Raw genomic sequence first — 16143 nt, 5'->3', positions numbered from 1 at the left:
GCGGTGGCGGGCGCCCGCCGGTTACCGTGCTGGCGTGGCCGACACCGCTCCCGCCGTCCCGGCCGCCCCCTCCGGGTCCGCGCCCGAGCCCGTCCCCGCCGTCGTCGTGCTCCACGTGTGGGGCGTGGCCCGTTGCGCGGTCCCGCTCGCCGTCGCGCGGATGGCGCTGGACCGCCGCAACCTGCGCACGAGCCCCGCCCGCTTCTGGAAGCTGCTGGGCACCGGCGACGGGCGCACCTTCACCCCCCGCGACGCCGACCCGGGGCACTGGGCGGTCCTCACCACCTGGGACGACCCCGCCGACGCCGCGGCGTTCGAGCGCTCCCCCGCCGTGGCGGCGTGGGACCGCCTGGCCCACGAGCGGCTGCGCGTCGAGATGGTGCCGGTGGCCGCGCGCGGCCGCTGGTCGGGCCGGGCCCCCTTCGGCGAGCCCGAGCCGCGCCGCGCCAGCGCGAGCGCGAGCGGTCCCGTCGCGAGCATCACCCGGGCGCGCATCCGCCTCGGCCGGGGCAGGGCCTTCTGGCGCGCGGTGCCCCCGGTCTCCACCGACCTGCAGCAGGTGCCCGGGATGCGGCTGGCGGTCGGCATCGGCGAGGCGCCGGTCGGCCTGCAGGGCACCTTCAGCCTCTGGGACGACGCCGCCTCCCTGCGCGACTTCGCCCACCGCCGCGCCGCCCACCGCGACGTCGTCGAGCGGACCGCCCGCGAGGGCTGGTACGCCGAGGAGCTCTTCGCCCGGTTCGCCGTCCGCGACCTGGCCGGCACCTACCGGGGGACCGCGCCGTGAGCACCCCCGCCACCGTCGCGGGCTCCCGCGCCGGCAGCGCCGCCGCCGCGGGCCGGCTGGCGGCCCTCGCCCTGGCCTCCGCCGCGGTGCTCGTGCAGGTCACCTACCCGCTGCTGTCCGGACGGGCGCTGACGACCGCCACGCTCGCGTCGGTGCTGCTCTTCGCCGCGGCGTCGCTGGTCAGCGCGGGGGCCACCCACGGCGTGCGCGCCGTCGTCGCGCTGCTGGTCGGCGCCGGGGGCGTCGGCCTGGTCGCCGAGGCCGTCGGCGTGAGCACCGGCTTCCCGTTCGGGGAGTACGCCTACGCCGGGACTCTCGGCCCGCAGGTGCTCGGCGTGCCCGCCGTGGTGCCCGCCGCCTGGCTGATGATGGCCTGGCCGACGCTGCTGGCGGGCCGCGCCGTCGTCGACCTGCTGCGCGCCCGCTTCGGGCCCGTGCCGGCGTGGGTGGCGGTGCCGCTGGGCGCGTGGGCGCTGGCCGCGTGGGACCTCTCCCTCGACCCGCAGATGGTCGAGGCCGGGCACTGGGCCTGGGCGGACCCCGCTCCCGCGCTGCCCGGGATCCCCGGCATCCCCCTGACCAACTACGCGGGTGGGTGCTGGTGGCGCTGGTGATCCAGGCGCTGCTGCACGCGGCCGTGCCCCGCGGGGTCCGTCCGGGGGTCCCCGCGAGCGCCGCCGTGGGCGCCGGCGCCCCGGCGCTGCTGCTGGGGTGGACCTGGCTCGGCTCGGCGCTGGCCGGCGTGGCCTTCTTCGGCCGCCCGTGGGCGGGGCTGTGGGTGTTCGTGGTGATGGGCGTGGTCGCGGCGCCGGCGCTGCTCCGGGTGCTGCGGCCGCCGCGGCCGTGAGCAGCCCTGCGAGCAGCCCGACGAGCAGCCCGACGAGCGCCGCTCGGCGCTGGGTGGTGCGGGCGGGGAGCGCGGCCGCCGTCGTCGTCGCCGGTCACACCGCGGTGAACGCCGCGCTGCTGCGGCGGCCGCTGGCCGCTCCCCCGGCGGTGGCCGAGCGGGTCAGCGTGCTGCTGCCCGTGCGCGACGAGGCCGGTCAGGTCGGCCCGTGCCTGCGGGCGGTGCTCGCGAGCACCGGGGTGCCGGACCTGGAGGTGCTCGTCCTCGACGACGGCTCCACCGACGGCACGGCCGCCGAGGTGCGGGAGGTGGCCGACGACGACGTGCGGGTGCGGCTCCTCGCCGGCGGGCCCCTGCCACCCGGCTGGCTCGGCAAGCCGCACGCCCTGCACCAGCTCGCGGCCGCGGCGAGGGGACCGGTGCTGGTGTGCCTGGACGCCGACGTGCGGCTGGCCCCGCACGCCCTGGCGGCCTCCGTCGACCTGCTGCGCCGCCACGGACTCGACCTGGTCAGCCCCTACCCGCGGCAGGTGGCGCTGACGGTGGCGGAGCGGCTGGTCCAGCCGCTGCTGCAGTGGAGCTGGCTCGCCACGCTGCCGCTGCGCCTGGCCGAGCGCTCCCCGCGGCCGTCGCTGTCCGCGGCGAACGGGCAGCTGATGGCCCTCGACGCCGCGGCGCTGCGACGGGCCGGCGGGTTCGCGGCGGTGCGGGCCGAGGTGCTGGACGACGTCGCGCTGGTCCGGGCCGTCAAGGCCGCGGGGGGTCGCGGCGGCGTGGCCGACGGGACGCACCTGGCCACCTGCCGGATGTACGACGGCTGGCCCGCGCTGCGCGACGGGTACGCGAAGTCGCTGTGGTCGGCCACCGGCTCGCCGGCCGCGGCCGCGGGGCTGGTGGCGGGTCTGCTCCTGGCGTTCGTGGTCCCGCCGCTGGCGGCCCTGGGCGGCTCCCGCGCGGGGCTGCTGGGGTGGGCCGCGGCGGTGGCCTCCCGCGTGGTGGCGGCCCGGCGCACCGGCGGCCGGGCCTGGCCCGACGCGCTGGGGCACCCGGCGTCCGTCGTCGTCCTGGGCTCGCTGGTCGTGCGCTCGTGGCGGCTGCGGCGCGCCGGCGGCCTGGCGTGGAAGGGCCGCTCCCTGCCCTGACGGCTCCTGGCGCGCCCACCCGACCCGCGACGGCGGAGTCCAGGGTCAGGACGGGCCCCGGTCTGGCCCTGGACTCCGCCGTCGCGGTGCCCGAGCCGCTCCACCGGGGCCCCGGGCCGCCCCTGGGGGGATCTGCACCACTCCGGGAATGGTGCAGGGCCACCCCGTGCCACTCCTACTGGCGCAGGGCCACCCCGTGCCACTCAGGTGGGGGCCGCCTACCGTGGCGTGCGTGGCCCGGGTCGTCGTCGTGGGTGCGGGCCTGGGCGGGCTCGCGGCGGCCGCGCGCCTGGCCGCCCTCGGGCACGACGTCACCGTCTGCGAGCAGGCGGAGACCGTCGGCGGCAAGCTCGGCTGGTTCGAGCACGAGGGCTTCGCCTACGACACCGGCCCGAGCCTGCTGACCTGGCCCGACCAGCTCCGCCGCCTGTTCGCCGCGACCGGTGCCCCCCTCGAGCGCAGCCTCGAGCTGCGCCCCGTCGGCCCCACCGACCACCGCTTCACCGACGGCTCCCGCCTGCACCTGTCCGACGACCTCGGCCCCGGCTGGCGGCGCCTCCTGGACCGCGCGCGCCGCATCTGGGACGTCACCGAGGGCCCCTTCCTCAGCTCGCCGCTCGACGGCCCGCGCACGCTCGCGGGCCTGGCCGCGCGCCGCGGGGGGCTGCGCGACGTCGCGACCATCGCCCCCGGCACCTCGCTGCGCGCCCTGGCCGAGGCCCACCTCGACGACCCCCGCCACGTCGCGCTGGTCGACAGGATGGCCACCTACACCGGCTCCGACCCGCGCCGCGCGCCCGCGGCCCTGGCCTCGGTGCTGCACCTGGAGCTGACCGGGGGCTCCTGGTACACCCCGGGGGGCCTGCGGCGCGTGGTCGACGCCGTCGCCGACCGGGCCCGCCAGCGCGGGGCGCGGCTGCTCACGGGGGCGCGGGTGGACGAGGTCCTCCTGGAAGGGGGCCGGGCCGCCGGCGTGCGGCTCGCCGACGGGCGCCGCCTGCCCGCCGACGTCGTCGTGGCCAACGCCGACGCCGCGGCGCTGTACGGCGTGCGCACCCCGCCCGGACACCGCCCCCTGCTCCCCCGCGCGTCGGCGGCGCGGACCCGCGGCGCGCGAGCGGCCCTGGCCGCGACCACGCCGTCGCTGAGCGGCGTGGTGCTGCTCCTCGCGCTGCAGGGCCGCACGCCGGACCTCGCGCACCACACCGTGCTGTTCCCGGACCTGGCCCGCGGCGGGTACGACGACGAGTTCGACGCCGTCTTCGGTGCAGGACGACGCCGCGGGCGTCCCAGCGCCGTCCCGGACCCGGCCGTCTACGTCAGCGCCCCCGACGACCCGGCGCTGCGGCCGCACGACGACGCCGAGGCCTGGTTCGTGCTGGTCAACGCCCCGCGGCACGCCCCCCACGACCCCCGCGCCGGTGTCGACTGGAGCGCGCCCGGCCTCGCGGACGCCTACGCCGACCACGTGCTCGACGTCATGGCGCGCCGCGGCCTCGACGTCCGCGGGCGGGTGCTGCACCGCGAGGTGCGCACGCCGGCCGACCTCGAGGCGGCCACCGGCAGCCTCGGCGGGTCCATCTACGGCTCCTCGAGCAACGGGGCGCGCGCCGCGTTCCTGCGCCCTGCCAACCGCTCCCCCGTGCCCGGGCTGCTGCTGGTGGGCGGCTCGAGCCACCCCGGCGGGGGGATCCCCCTCGTGCTGGCGTCGGCGGCGATCGCGGCCGGTCTCGTCGGCGCCGCCTGAGGTCTCCCGCCGGGCGACGGCCGTCCAGGTGGACCACCCGCGCGGCGCTGCAGCGCGGGTCCGCCGGTGTCGATCTCCGCGGCACAGCGACCGTCCGGGCCGCCCACCGAGAAGAGGTCCGTCGTGGACACCACCGCTCTGCTGAACGTCGCCGGCGTGGTCGGCCTGGGGGCCACCGTGGTCGTCGCCGCCTCCTGGCTCGAGCGCGCCCTGCGCCCCGGCGGACCGCTGCCCGCCCGCGAGCTGGTGCGCGCTGACGCCCACCCCGACACCACCCCGGCGGAGGCGTTCCAGCACGCCGCGGACGCCACCGCCTGGACCCGCTGACCGACCCCGCTGGCCCGGCCCGCCGACCCGACCCCGCAGGGCACCGCCGGGCCGGCGGGTCGAGCAGCGGCTCAGGGCATCCGGACCAGCAGCTCGCCGTGGAGCAGCGCGATCCACCCGTCCTCCGACGCCGCCCAGCGCCGCCACGCGGCGGCGACGCCGTCCAGCTGCTCAGCGCTCGCCGCGCCGCTGGCCAGGGCGTGATCCGCGAAGGCGGAGGCCGTCGCGCGACCGGCCCACGAGGTGCCCCACCACTCCCGCTCCGCCGGTGAGGCGTAGCACCACGCCGACGCGCTGGAGCTGATCCCACCGCCCGCACCGCTCGTGCCGCCGCCGCCCAGGCCCGCGGCGCGGGCCCACGCCAGCAGGCGGCGCCCGGCGTCCGGCTCACCGCCGTTGCCGCGCGCGACCGTCCCGTACAGCTCCAGCCACGCGTCGAGCCCGGCGTCCGGCGGGTACCAGGTGGTGGCGGCGTAGTCGACGTCGCGGACGGCCAGCAGCCCGCCGGGTCGCAGCACGCGCGCCGCCTCGCGCAGCACGGCGACGGGGTCGGCCACGTGCTGCAGCACCTGGTGGGCGTGGACGACGTCGAAGGAGGCGTCGCCGTAGGGCAGGGCCAGCGCGTCACCGACCACCCACTCGACGTCCACCCCGCGCGCCGCGGCCAGCGACGCCGCCTCACCGAGCACCGCGGCGGCGGCGTCGAGCCCGACGACGCGCCCCGGAGCGACGCGCTGCGCCAGGTCGGCGGTGATGGTGCCCGGGCCGCACCCGAGGTCCAACAGGTCGAGCCCCGCCCGCAGCTCCGGCAGCAGGTACCCGCAGGAGTTCTCCGCGGTGCGCCAGCGGTGGGAGGCCAGGACCGGTTCCGCGTGGCCGTGCGTGTAGGCGCTCATGGAGCCAGCATGCCCGTCTTGTCCCACATACCGGAACACCGTCTCAGAAGGCGAGATCGGCGACACCGTGCGCCCCGCTCTCGGGTGATCACCAGGAAGCGTCCTCAAGTCGGCCCCCGTGATCATCGATACGACCTCGTGCTGAAGACCACTGCGGTGCGGAGGGTCCGCGACCACGTCGCGCTCCTCGTCGCCGCTGCCCTCGTCCTGACGTGGACAGCGGCCTGGACGCTGTCCCGCGGCACGCCTGCTGCCGACGCGGTCGTCGCGGTCGGGCTTCCGGTCGCCGTCGCGTGCGCCGTGGGCGCAGGACTCCTGAGCCTGCGGTGGCGCACCGGCGCCGACCGGTGGGCGTGGGCGCTGATCTGCGCGGGTGTGCTGACCTGGGGCACCAACGCCGTGCTGATCGACTGGCGCAGCTGGTCGGCCGAGCTGGTCGTCAGCGATGGTGCGTCTCGGCTGGGCTGGGTGCTCCTCGTCACGACGGTCGCCACGGGGACCGCCGCCTTCGCCCTGCTCCTGTCGAGGTCGAACACCACCTCGGGCGTCCTGCGCGACGCCCTCGACAGCGCGCTGCTGACGGCCGTCGGCTGCTCGGTGGTGTGGCACCTGTCCCTCTCCCCCTCCGCGGCCACCAGCGGCGTGCACGCCTCGGCACCCGCCGTGGTGGCCGTCACCGCGGAGCTCCTCGTGGCGGCCGTCGCGATCCACACCGGCGTCCGCACGCGCGGGCGGGACCCCCGCCTCGTCACGGTCTGCGCCGCCGCCGCCACCCTGGTCCTCGGTGACGTCGGGGCCGCCGTCACCGTCCTGCGCGGCGACCCTCGCTGGGACGACGTGACGGCCTGGGCCTGGCTCACGTCCATGGCGCTGATGGCTGCGGCAGCGGGACACCGCCCGGGCCGGGACGGCGCGGCAGCGGTGGACGACCGTCCGGTGCTGAGCGGGGGCGCGCTGCCGTGCGCCGCCGCGCTGCTCGCCCTCGCCTCGGCCGCCCCCGCGGCGGTCAGCGGCCAGCAGGCGGGCCCCGCGTCCTCGTGGTTGCACGTGACCGTGCTGACCCTGCTGCTGGTGCGCTGCCTCCTCCTGGCGCACGACGGTGACCGCCTCACCCGGGGTCTGGGTGCGCGGATCACGGAGCGCACGCGCCAGGTCGCGAGCGAGGAGCGCCGCTTCGCCTCGTTGGTCGTCCACGGTTCCGACCTGGTGCTCGTCGTCGACGGCGCCGGTGCCGTCACCTACGCCAGCCCCTCCGCCGAGCGCACCACCGGCATCCCGGGCGAGGCGCTGGTCGGCCGCCCCGTCACCGACGTCCTGACCGTCGAGGACCCCGCTGCACTCGCCCGGGTGCTGCGCACCGTCGCCGCTGGCGGGCCCCCTCGGCACCTGCGGCTGTCCGTGCGCCACACCACCGGCCGGACGCTCACCCTCGACACCACCCTCACGGGCCTGGTCGAGCACGACGCCGTCCAGGGCACGGTCGTCAACGCCCATGACGTCACCGAGGCCGTGCGGCTCGCGGAGGAGCTGAGCCGCCAGGCGTTCAGCGACGCCCTCACCGGGCTGCCCAACCGCGCCCTCTTCAAGGACCGCCTCGAGCACGCCCTGCGCAGCCGCGGCTCCCGCAGCGAGGTGCAGGTGTGCTACCTCGACCTCGACGGCTTCAAGGCCGTCAACGACACCCTCGGCCACGGCGCCGGCGACGAGCTGCTGGTGCTGGTCGCCGAGCGGCTCCTCGCCGCCGTGCGCCAGGGCGACACCGTGGCCCGCATGGGCGGCGACGAGTTCGCGGTGCTCCTCGACGAGACCTCTGGCGAGCAGGACGCCGAGCGCCTCGCGCAGCGCGTCTGCGACGCGGTGCGCCGGCCGTTCACCGTCCGCGACGTCGAGGTGAGCATCGCCACCAGCATCGGGCTGGCGAGCACCGCGACGGCGGGCCGGGACGCCGAGCAGCTGATGCGCAGCGCCGACCTGGCCATGTACCAGGCCAAGGCGGCCCGCCAGGGCGGCTACGCCCTCTACCACCCGCAGATGCACGACCAGCTGCTCCACCGCGTGCAGCTCGAGGCCGACCTCCGCCGCGTTGTCGCCGAGGGCCAGTTCCGGGTCGTCTACCAACCCCTGGTCGACATGGGCGACGGCGGCGTCTCGGGCGTCGAGGCGCTCGTGCGCTGGGACCACCCCGAGCGCGGCGTGGTCAGCCCGGCCTCGTTCATCCCCCTCGCCGAGAGCACGGGACTGATCGACGCCATCGGGGCGTTCGTGCTGCGCGAGGCCTGCGGGCAGGTGGCCACCTGGCGCGCCGAGGTGCCGGGGGCGGAGACGATGCGCCTGAGCGTGAACCTCTCCGGCCACCAGCTGGAGGACCCGCACCTGGTGGGGGCGGTGGTGGCGGTGCTGGACGAGACCGGCATGCCGGCCACCTCGCTGGTCCTGGAGGTGACCGAGAGCCTGCTCGTCGACCAGGACGACACCACCCTGGCGACGCTGAACGCCCTGCGCGCCCTCGGCGTCCGCCTCGCCATCGACGACTTCGGCACCGGCTACTCCTCGCTGAGCTACCTGCACCGCCTGCCGGTCGACATCCTCAAGATCGACAAGAGCTTCGTCGACCGGCTCACCGCCGACGGCGACCTCTCGCTCGTCGACGCCATCCTCAGCATGGCCGCCATGCTGGACCTCACCACCGTGGCCGAGGGCGTCGAGCACGAGCACCAGCGCGCAGCGCTGGCGGCCCAGGGGTGCACCACGGGGCAGGGCTACCACTTCTCCCCGCCCGTGGACGCCCGCGACCTGCCAGGCCTCGTCACCGGCGCGCTCGCGGCCACCCCCGGCCCGGGACCTCGTGCGGCGGACCCCGCAGGGGCCACCAGCCCCACCGGAACGGAGGTGGCGCGATGAGCGCCCTCGTCCTCAGCGCCGCGCTGCCAGTGGCTGCCGCGCTCGCAGCCGCGACCGCCGCGGTCGTGCACTCCCGCTCGCGCACGGGGCCCCAGCGGACGTTCTGGGCCCTGATCGCTCCCGCCGCCACCGCATGGGTCGTCGTCGCCGTGCTCGGCCAGCTCGGGGCGCTCGAGCAGCTCGCGCCCCTCCGCCTCGTCGCGCTGACGTGCGCCGTGGCCTGGCCGGCGCTGGCGGTGAGCGCCGTCGCCGCCCTCAGCATCCGGTACCAGACGCGGGGCGGGGCGGGGCGCTGCGCGACGCGATCGACATCACCCTGCTCGCCCTGGCCGGGCTGAGCGTGCTCTGGTCGGCGGTGCTCGGCCCGGTGCTGGACCAGCGACCGCCGTCGCTGGCGACCTGGGTCGTCGTCGTGGTCATGGTGCTGTCCGTGGCCGTCCCCGCCCCGGCGGTCCACGCCCTCGTGCGCAGCCCCGAGCGCGAGCCGGGCCTCCGCACGGCCTGCACTGGCCTGGCGGTCGTGTGCGCCGGTGACACCACCTCCTCCCGGAGCTTCCTCGTGGACGGGCACAGCGCCGACGCGGCCTCGGTCGCCCTGTGGCTGCTGGGCTGGACGACGGTGCTCGTCGGCGCCCTCCTGCACCGGCACCGCGACCAGCGCCCCGTGGCCCGCGCGGAGATGTCCGGCGGGACGGTCATGGCGCTGGCCGGGGCGGGCGTCACCGTGCTGGTGACGGCGTCCAACGCCGCCCGCGCGGGAACCACCGGAGAGCAGGTGCTCTTCTGGCTCAGCACCGCGGTGCTCCTGCTGGTGGTCTGCCGCACCCTCCTCGAGCTGCGCCGCACCACCCGCCTGCAGCACCACCTGGAGCAGCGGGTCGAGGAGCGCACGCGCGCCCTCGCCGACCGCAGGCAGCGGTTCGCCTCGCTGGTCGCCCACAGCTCGGACCTGGTGCTCGTGGTCGACGCCGAGCAGCGCCTCGCCTACGCCAACCCCGGCGCGGCGCGGCTCCTCGGACTGGCGCACGGCTCCACCGTCGGGCGTCCCGCGGCCGAGCACCTCCACGGCGACGAGGAGGGGGCCCGCGCCCTCGCAGCGATCGAGTCCGCGCTCGCGGCCGGCGTGCGCCAGCTGGAGCTGCGTCTGGCCCTGCGGCACGCCGACGGCCACCGGGTCGACGTGGACGCCGTGGTGACCGACCTGCTGGCCGACCCCGACGTGCGGGGCCTGGTCGTCAACGGCCGCGACGTGACCGCCGCGCGCGAGCTCGAGCGGCAGCTCACCCGCCAGGCGTTCAGCGACGCCCTGACCGGCCTGCCCAACCGCGCCCTCTTCGAGGACCGCCTCGAGCACGCCCTGCGCAGCCGCGGCACCCGCGGGCCGGTCAAGGTCTGCTACCTCGACCTCGACGGCTTCAAGGCCGTCAACGACACCCTCGGCCACGGCGCCGGCGACGAGCTGCTGGTGCTGGTCGCCGAGCGGCTCCTCGCCGCCGTGCGCCAGGGCGACACCGTGGCCCGCATGGGCGGCGACGAGTTCGCGGTGCTCCTCGACGAAGGGGTGGAGCTCGCCGAGGCCGAGCGCCTGGCCCGCCGCATCTGCGAGGCGGTGCGCCAGCCGTTCTCCGTCCGGGCCACCGAGGTCCACATCGGCACGAGCGTCGGCCTGGCCAGCACCCGCACGGCGGGGCACGGCGCCGAGGAGCTCCTGCGGGCGGCGGACCTGGCCATGTACGAGGCGAAGTCGACCCGCAAGGGCGGGGTCGCAGTCTTCGCCCCGCACATGCTCGAGGCGCTCGTGGAGCGGGTCCAGCTGGAGGCCGACCTGCGCCGCGCCGTCGACCAGGAGGAGTTCCGCGTCGTCTACCAGCCGCTGGTCGACATGGCCACCGGTGGCGTCTCCGGGGTCGAGGCGCTGGTGCGCTGGCACCACCCCGAGCACGGCGTCGTCGTACCGGCGGACTTCATCCCGCTGGCGGAGTCCACCGGCCTCATCGACGCCATCGGCGCCTTCGTCCTCCGCGAGGCCTGCGGGCAGGTGGCCACCTGGCGCGCCGAGGTGCCCGGGGCGGAGCAGATGCGCCTCAGCGTCAACCTCTCGGGTCACCAGCTGCACGACCCCGGCCTCGTCTCCGCGGTGGTCGAGGCGCTGGGCGCGTCGGGGCTGCCCCCCACATCGCTGGTTCTCGAGGTCACCGAGAGCGTCTTCGTGGGTCAGGACGACGCGGCGCTGGAGGTCCTCGAGGCCCTGCGGGCCCTCGGCGTTCGCCTGGCCATCGACGACTTCGGCACCGGCTACTCCTCGCTGAGCTACCTGCACCGCCTGCCCGTCGACATCATCAAGATCGACAAGAGCTTCGTCGACAGGCTCTCGGACGCTGGTGACCTCTCCCTCGTCGACGCCATCGTCGCGATGGCCGACGTGCTCGGCCTGGCGACGGTGGCCGAGGGCGTCGAGCACGAGCACCAGCGCGCGGCGCTGGCCGCCCAGGGGTGCAGCACAGGGCAGGGATACCACTTCTCCCCACCGGTGGAGCCGCACCTGCTGCCGGAGCTGGTGGTGGGCGCCCTGCACGCCCGCGCGGTCCCGGCGTCCGAGCTGGCCTCCGAGCTGGCCTCCGAGCTGGCCTCCGACCCGGCCCCGGAGCCGGTCGGCGGGTCAGCGGGGGCCTGACAGGCCCCGTCGCACCGCGACGAGCAGCTGCGCCAGGCCGACCAGGGCGGCCGCGGCCGCCACCCAGGCGCCGGTGGCGGCCCAGGTGCCGGCGTCCTGCGGGTGGACCCCGCACGCGAGGGCGAACATGGCCGCCACCAGCACGCGCGTGGGCCGCTCGGAGGCCGTGACGGCCCCCGGCCCCGTCATCCCCTCGGCCTGCGCGCGGGCCCGGGCGTACTCGTGCACCTGGCCGAGCCCGGCCGCCAGCAGCACCGGCAGCACGGGGGCGCCGAGCAGCCACAGCGCGGCCAGGCCTGCGGCGTCGGAGACGCGGTCGCAGACCGCGTCGAGCACGGCCCCCCCGCGGCTCGCCGTGCCGCCGAGGACGGCGACGGCGCCGTCGAGGCCGTCGGCGAGCGCCGCGGCGCCCAGGAGCACCGGGACCGCCAGGGCCCACCGCGCAGCCGGGCCCTCGGCAGGCCCCCCGACGAGCCCCCCTGCGAACCCCCAGGCGCCCCCGGCGGCAGCGGCGGGCACGAGGGCCAGCAGCGACAGCGCCAGCCCGGCCAGGGTCACCGCCGACGGGCTCACCCCTGCCGACACGAGCGGGGTCGCGGCCCGGCGGACGCCGCCGAGCCACCACCGCACCAGCGGCGACGCGTGGACCCCGCCGTGGGCCTGCGACCAGCGCCGCGCGTGCTCCGCCGAGGAGGTGCGACCGGGCTCCTGCACCCGGGCACGCTAGCCCGGTGGGCCCGGCGGGGGCCCCCTTCCACCGCTGGGGACGCCCGGCGGGTGCCCGACGGGTGCCTGAGCGTCCTTCTGTGGTGTCACCCGACGGGCGGGACGCCGTTCCGCGCATAGGCTCCCCCGGTGAGTCCCGTCCGAGTCCTCGACGCCGACGACCTGCGGGCCCGGGTCCAGGCCGAGCTGGACGCCGTCCTCGCCGCCCAGGCCGCGGCGCTGGCCGAGGTCGGCCAGGAGAGCGACGCCCTGGTCGCAGCCATCGCCCGCCTCGTCGCGGGCGGCAAGCGCCTGCGCCCGGCGTTCTGCTGGTGGGGCTGGCGCGGCGCCGGCGGCGACCCGGCCGCGGCGAGCGCCCCGGTCGACGCCGAGTCGGTGGTGCGCGTGGCCACGGCCCTGGAGCTCTTCCAGGCCGCGGCGCTCATCCACGACGACGTGATGGACGCCTCCGACACCCGGCGCGGCATGCCCGCGACCCACCGGTTCTTCGCGGCCCTGCACGCCGAGCAGGGGTGGGACGGCGACGGCGACCGGTTCGGCGCCGCGGGGGCGATCCTCGCCGGTGACCTGTGCCTGGCCTGGTCCGACGAGGTCTTCCGCAGCGCCGTCCTGCCGGGCGACCGGCGCCGCGACGCGGAGGTCGTGTTCGACCGGATGCGCACCCAGCTCATGGGCGGCCAGTACCTCGACATGCTGGCTCAGGCCGCACCGCTGCGCGTGGCCTCCCCCGCGGTGAGCGCGGGCGGCGCGGGCGCCGCGACGGCGGCTCCGCTGCAGGCCGAGGCCGAGGCGCTGCTGCAGCGGGCCCGCCGGGTCATCTGCTTCAAGAGCGCCAAGTACTCCGTGGAGCAGCCGCTGCTGGTGGGCGCCGCGCTGGGCGGGGCCTCCCCCGCGCTGACGGCCTCGTACTCCACCTTCGGGCTCGCCCTCGGCGAGGCCTTCCAGCTCCGCGACGACGTGCTCGGCGTCTTCGGCGACCCGGCCCAGACCGGCAAGCCCGCCGGTGACGACCTGCGCGAGGGCAAGCGCACCGTGCTCGTGGCGTACGCGCTGCAGGGCTCGACGCACGCCCAGGCCGAGCTGCTGCAGCGCCACCTCGGAGACCCGCACCTCGACGCCGACGGCGTGGCCGCGCTCCGCGACGTCGTCGTCGACACGGGCGCCCTGGCCCGCGTGGAGGAGCTCATCGACGACGGCGTCCGCCGCAGCCGCGAGGCGCTGGCCGGGGCCGACGTCACCGACGAGGGGCGGGCCGCGCTGGACGCCCTCGTCGACGCCGCCACCGCCCGCACCACCTGAGCCCCCGCACCGGCCCCGCCCCGCCTCCCGGGGCGTCACCGGGGCCGGTGTGACGACCAGCACCTCCGCGCCCTCCCGGGCGGCGACCCGCTCCCCCCGCTGTGAGGATGACCGCGTGACCTCCCTGCTGTCCCCGCTGGCCGGCTCCGGCTCCCGCCGGCTGGCCGTGCGCCGCACCGTCGACGCGCTCGTGCCCGGCCGCCAGCGCGGCGTGGTGGGCCCCACCGACCACGTCGTCGTCGTCGGCGCGGGGCTCGCGGGCCTGTCCGCCGCGATGCGCCTGGCCGGCGCGGGCCGCAAGGTCACCGTGGTGGAGCGCGAGGCGCACCCGGGCGGCCGCGCCGGGCGCATCACCGCCCCCGCGCCCGACGGCGCCGGCGACTACCGCTTCGACACCGGCCCGACGGTGCTGACCATGCCCGACCTGGTGGCCGACTGCTTCGACGCGCTCGGCGAGGACATGGCCGACTGGCTGACCCTCGAGCCGGTCACCCCGCTGTACCGCGCCAAGTACGCCGACGGCTCCACCCTCGACGTCCACGCCGACCCCCAGCAGATGGCCGAGGAGGTGCGGCGGGTCTGCGGCCCCGAGGAGGCCGCGGGCTACCTGCGCTTCGTGGAGTTCGTCTCCGAGCTCTACCGCGCGGAGATGCGCACCTTCATCGACAGGAACATCGACACCCCGCTCGACCTGCTCCGCCCCGACCTGCTGCGCCTGCTGCGCCGCCAGGGCTTCTCCAAGCTCGCCCCGGTCGTCGGGCAGTACCTCAAGGACGAGCGCCTGCAGAAGGTGTTCTCCTTCCAGGCGCTGTACGCGGGCCTGTCGCCCTACGACGCGCTCGCCATCTACGCCGTCATCGCCTACATGGACTCCGTGGCCGGGGTGTTCTCGGCCCGCGGCGGCGTCAGCGCGGTCCCGTCGGCGATGGCGGCCGCGGCCGCCGCCCACGGCGTGGAGTTCCGCTTCTCGACGACGGTCGCCTCGGTGGAGCACGCCAACAGCCGCGCCACGGCGGTCATCACGACCGACGGCGAGCGCATCCCCGCCGACGCCGTCGTCCTCAACCCCGACCTGCCGGTGGCGTACTCCGACCTGCTCGGGGTGGAGCACCGCCGCCTGCGGCCGCTGGTGTTCTCCCCGTCGTGCTACCTCATGCTCGCGGGCTCGAGGGCCTCCTACGAGGACGCCGCGCACCACACGATCCTCTTCGGGCGGGCGTGGAAGGAGGTGTTCGCCGAGCTGACCGGCGGGCGCCTCATGAGCGACCCGAGCGTGCTGGTCTCGACCCCCACCGTCAGCGACCCGAGCCTGGCCCCGGCCGGGCGGCACGTGTACTACGTGCTGTTCCCCACCCCGAGCCTGTCCGCCGGTGCTAAGCACGGCCTGGACTGGAACGAGGTGGCCCCGCGCTACCGCGAGCACGTCATCTCCACCCTGGAGCGGCGCGGCTACCCGGGCTTCGGCGAGGGCATCGAGGTGGAGGACGTCACCACCCCGCTCGACTGGCTGGACCGCGGCATGGCCGACGGCGCGCCCTTCGCCTCCTCCCACACCTTCGGCCAGACCGGGCCGTTCCGCCCCGGCAACCTCTGGGGTGAGAACGTCGTGTTCACCGGGTCGGGCACGCAGCCCGGCGTCGGGGTGCCGATGGTGCTGATCAGCGGCCGCCTGGCCGCCGAGCGCATCACCGGCGTCGACCGCTCCTACCGCTCCCGCGCGTGGCGGTGAGGCGGCCGGCGGGCAGCGCCAGCCTCGACGCGGCGGGGGTCACCGACCCGCAGCTGCGCGCCGACCTGCTGGAGTGCCGCGCGCTGCACGCCGAGCACGGCAAGACGTACTTCCTGGCGACGGCCTTGCTGCCGCCGTCCAAGCGCCCCTGGGTGTGGGCGCTGTACGGCTTCGCCCGCTACGCCGACGAGTTCGTCGACTCCCTCACCGACCCCGACCCCGACGCCCTGGTCGCCTGGTCGGACGGGTTCCTCGCCTCGCTCGACGGTCGCGAGCGCCCCAGCGAGCCGGTGGGCCGGGCGATGCTCGCGACCGTGCGCCGCTGGGACCTGTCGCTGGGCACGGTGACGGCCTTCCTCGACTCGATGCGGGCCGACATCACGACGACCCACTACCCGACCTACGCCGACCTGCAGCAGTACATGTACGGCTCGGCCAACGTCATCGGCCTGCAGATGCTGCCGGTGCTGCAGCCGCTGCCGGGCGCCGAGGCCGAGGCGGCGCACCGCGCCGAGCTGCTCGGCGAGGCGTTCCAGATGAGCAACTTCGTCCGCGACGTCGGGGAGGACCTCGACCGCGGGCGCACCTACCTGCCCGACGAGGACCTCGCGGCCCACGGCGTCGACAGGGAGCTGCTGCTGCACGGCCGCCGGTCGGGAGCGCTGGACCGCCGGGTGGTGGAGCTGCTGCGGTTCGAGGTGGCCCGCACCCGCGAGGTGTACCGCGAAGCCGAGCCCGGCATCGCGCTGCTGCACCCCACCAGCCGCGACTCGATCCGCTGCGCCTTCGAGCTGTACGGCGGCATCCTCGGAGCCGTCGAGGACGCCGGGTACCGCGTCCTCGACCAGCGGGTCTCGGTGCCGCTGCCGCGCCGCCTCGCGGTGGCGCTGCCGGCGCTGGGCCGGGCGCGGGCGGCCCGCCGCGAGATGACCCGCTGGCGCGCCCTCGCCGCCTGACCCCCGACCGTGATCATGGGATCCGTGCACGTGAACGACCGTGATCATGGGATCCGCGCACACCCGGCCGCGCACGGATCCCATGATCACTGCGGGTCCTGGACGCAGATCC

The 16143-nt window shown here is 76.9% G+C and carries 14 protein-coding genes; 12 read left to right on the top strand and 2 right to left on the bottom strand.

Translation table 11 applies throughout. The features are described from left to right. Nucleotides 1-34 precede the first annotated feature (34 nt). The 6 genes from F1641_RS22845 (at nucleotide 35) to F1641_RS03335 (ending at nucleotide 4850) form a co-directional block, all read left to right on the top strand. A complete protein-coding gene (locus F1641_RS22845; RefSeq protein WP_206690419.1) occupies nucleotides 35-787 on the top strand; it encodes a monooxygenase in 753 nt (250 codons plus the stop codon). Beyond that, the gene (locus F1641_RS22840; protein WP_194903008.1) at nucleotides 784-1401 is read left to right on the top strand and encodes a carotenoid biosynthesis protein; all 618 of its coding nucleotides are present in this window, start codon (nucleotides 784-786) and stop codon (nucleotides 1399-1401) included. Before F1641_RS22845 ends, F1641_RS22840 begins: the two co-directional genes overlap by 4 nt. Beyond that, the gene (locus F1641_RS03350) at nucleotides 1389-1634 is read left to right on the top strand and encodes a hypothetical protein (RefSeq protein ID WP_194903007.1); all 246 of its coding nucleotides are present in this window, start codon (nucleotides 1389-1391) and stop codon (nucleotides 1632-1634) included. Before F1641_RS22840 ends, F1641_RS03350 begins: the two co-directional genes overlap by 13 nt. Continuing rightward, nucleotides 1631-2776, top strand: a complete 1146-nt coding sequence (locus tag F1641_RS03345; protein ID WP_309225349.1) for a glycosyltransferase family 2 protein — start codon at nucleotides 1631-1633, stop codon at nucleotides 2774-2776. Before F1641_RS03350 ends, F1641_RS03345 begins: the two co-directional genes overlap by 4 nt. A 232-nt stretch (nucleotides 2777-3008) precedes the next feature. Further along, entirely contained in the window at nucleotides 3009-4523 is a 1515-nt protein-coding gene (locus tag F1641_RS03340; RefSeq protein ID WP_194903006.1) for an NAD(P)/FAD-dependent oxidoreductase, read from the top strand. A 123-nt stretch (nucleotides 4524-4646) separates the two neighbouring features. Next, nucleotides 4647-4850: a hypothetical protein gene (locus F1641_RS03335; protein ID WP_194903005.1), complete on the top strand. Its 204-nt coding sequence runs from the start codon at nucleotides 4647-4649 to the stop codon at nucleotides 4848-4850. 71 nt (nucleotides 4851-4921) lie between these two features. On the opposite strand, the gene F1641_RS03330 is transcribed toward F1641_RS03335, so the two are convergent. After that, nucleotides 4922-5746, bottom strand: coding sequence for a class I SAM-dependent methyltransferase (locus F1641_RS03330; RefSeq protein WP_194903004.1), 825 nt, complete (start codon nucleotides 5744-5746; stop codon nucleotides 4922-4924). Between the two features lie 84 nt (nucleotides 5747-5830). On the opposite strand from F1641_RS03330, the gene F1641_RS03325 reads away from it, so the two are divergent. Genes F1641_RS03325 through F1641_RS03315 form a run of 3 tightly spaced genes read left to right on the top strand, consistent with a single transcriptional unit; the run spans nucleotide 5831 to nucleotide 11321 of the window. Then, nucleotides 5831-8647: a bifunctional diguanylate cyclase/phosphodiesterase gene (locus F1641_RS03325; RefSeq protein WP_194903003.1), complete on the top strand. Its 2817-nt coding sequence runs from the start codon at nucleotides 5831-5833 to the stop codon at nucleotides 8645-8647. Then, on the top strand, nucleotides 8644-8985 hold the full coding sequence (locus tag F1641_RS03320) for a hypothetical protein (protein ID WP_194903002.1): 342 nt from the start codon (nucleotides 8644-8646) through the stop codon (nucleotides 8983-8985). The genes F1641_RS03325 and F1641_RS03320 overlap by 4 nt, the downstream gene beginning before the upstream one ends. A gap of 2 nt (nucleotides 8986-8987) precedes the next feature. Continuing rightward, nucleotides 8988-11321, top strand: coding sequence for a bifunctional diguanylate cyclase/phosphodiesterase (locus F1641_RS03315; RefSeq protein WP_194903001.1), 2334 nt, complete (start codon nucleotides 8988-8990; stop codon nucleotides 11319-11321). Here F1641_RS03315 and F1641_RS03310 read toward each other — a convergent pair. Continuing rightward, nucleotides 11307-12035: a CDP-alcohol phosphatidyltransferase family protein gene (locus tag F1641_RS03310; protein WP_194903000.1), complete on the bottom strand. Its 729-nt coding sequence runs from the start codon at nucleotides 12033-12035 to the stop codon at nucleotides 11307-11309. The genes F1641_RS03315 and F1641_RS03310 overlap by 15 nt on opposite strands. A 141-nt stretch (nucleotides 12036-12176) precedes the next feature. Between F1641_RS03310 and F1641_RS03305 the strand changes: the two genes are divergently transcribed. From F1641_RS03305 to F1641_RS03295, 3 genes are all read left to right on the top strand, one after another. Next, the gene (locus tag F1641_RS03305; RefSeq protein WP_194902999.1) at nucleotides 12177-13346 is read left to right on the top strand and encodes a polyprenyl synthetase family protein; all 1170 of its coding nucleotides are present in this window, start codon (nucleotides 12177-12179) and stop codon (nucleotides 13344-13346) included. A gap of 211 nt (nucleotides 13347-13557) precedes the next feature. Continuing rightward, the gene (gene crtI, locus F1641_RS03300; protein ID WP_194903346.1) at nucleotides 13558-15075 is read left to right on the top strand and encodes a phytoene desaturase family protein; all 1518 of its coding nucleotides are present in this window, start codon (nucleotides 13558-13560) and stop codon (nucleotides 15073-15075) included. Then, nucleotides 15066-16031: a phytoene/squalene synthase family protein gene (locus F1641_RS03295; protein ID WP_309225347.1), complete on the top strand. Its 966-nt coding sequence runs from the start codon at nucleotides 15066-15068 to the stop codon at nucleotides 16029-16031. Before crtI ends, F1641_RS03295 begins: the two co-directional genes overlap by 10 nt. Nucleotides 16032-16143 lie beyond the last annotated feature (112 nt).

Origin of the sequence: Quadrisphaera sp. INWT6 (assembly GCF_015390235.1) — a bacterium.
Classification (GTDB): Bacteria; Actinomycetota; Actinomycetes; order Actinomycetales; family Quadrisphaeraceae; genus Quadrisphaera.
Note: the sequence above shows the minus strand (reverse complement) of the source record. Positions and strands in the feature narration are given on the sequence as shown.

What these genes read in the sequence shown, in the direction of transcription:
- F1641_RS03320 (WP_194903002.1), top strand. Translation starts at nt 8,644, where the DNA reads ATGAGCGCCCTCGTCCTCAGCGCCGCGCTGCCAGTGGCTGCCGCGCTC.
- F1641_RS03330 (WP_194903004.1), bottom strand. Translation starts at nt 5,746, where the DNA reads ATGAGCGCCTACACGCACGGCCACGCGGAACCGGTCCTGGCCTCCCAC.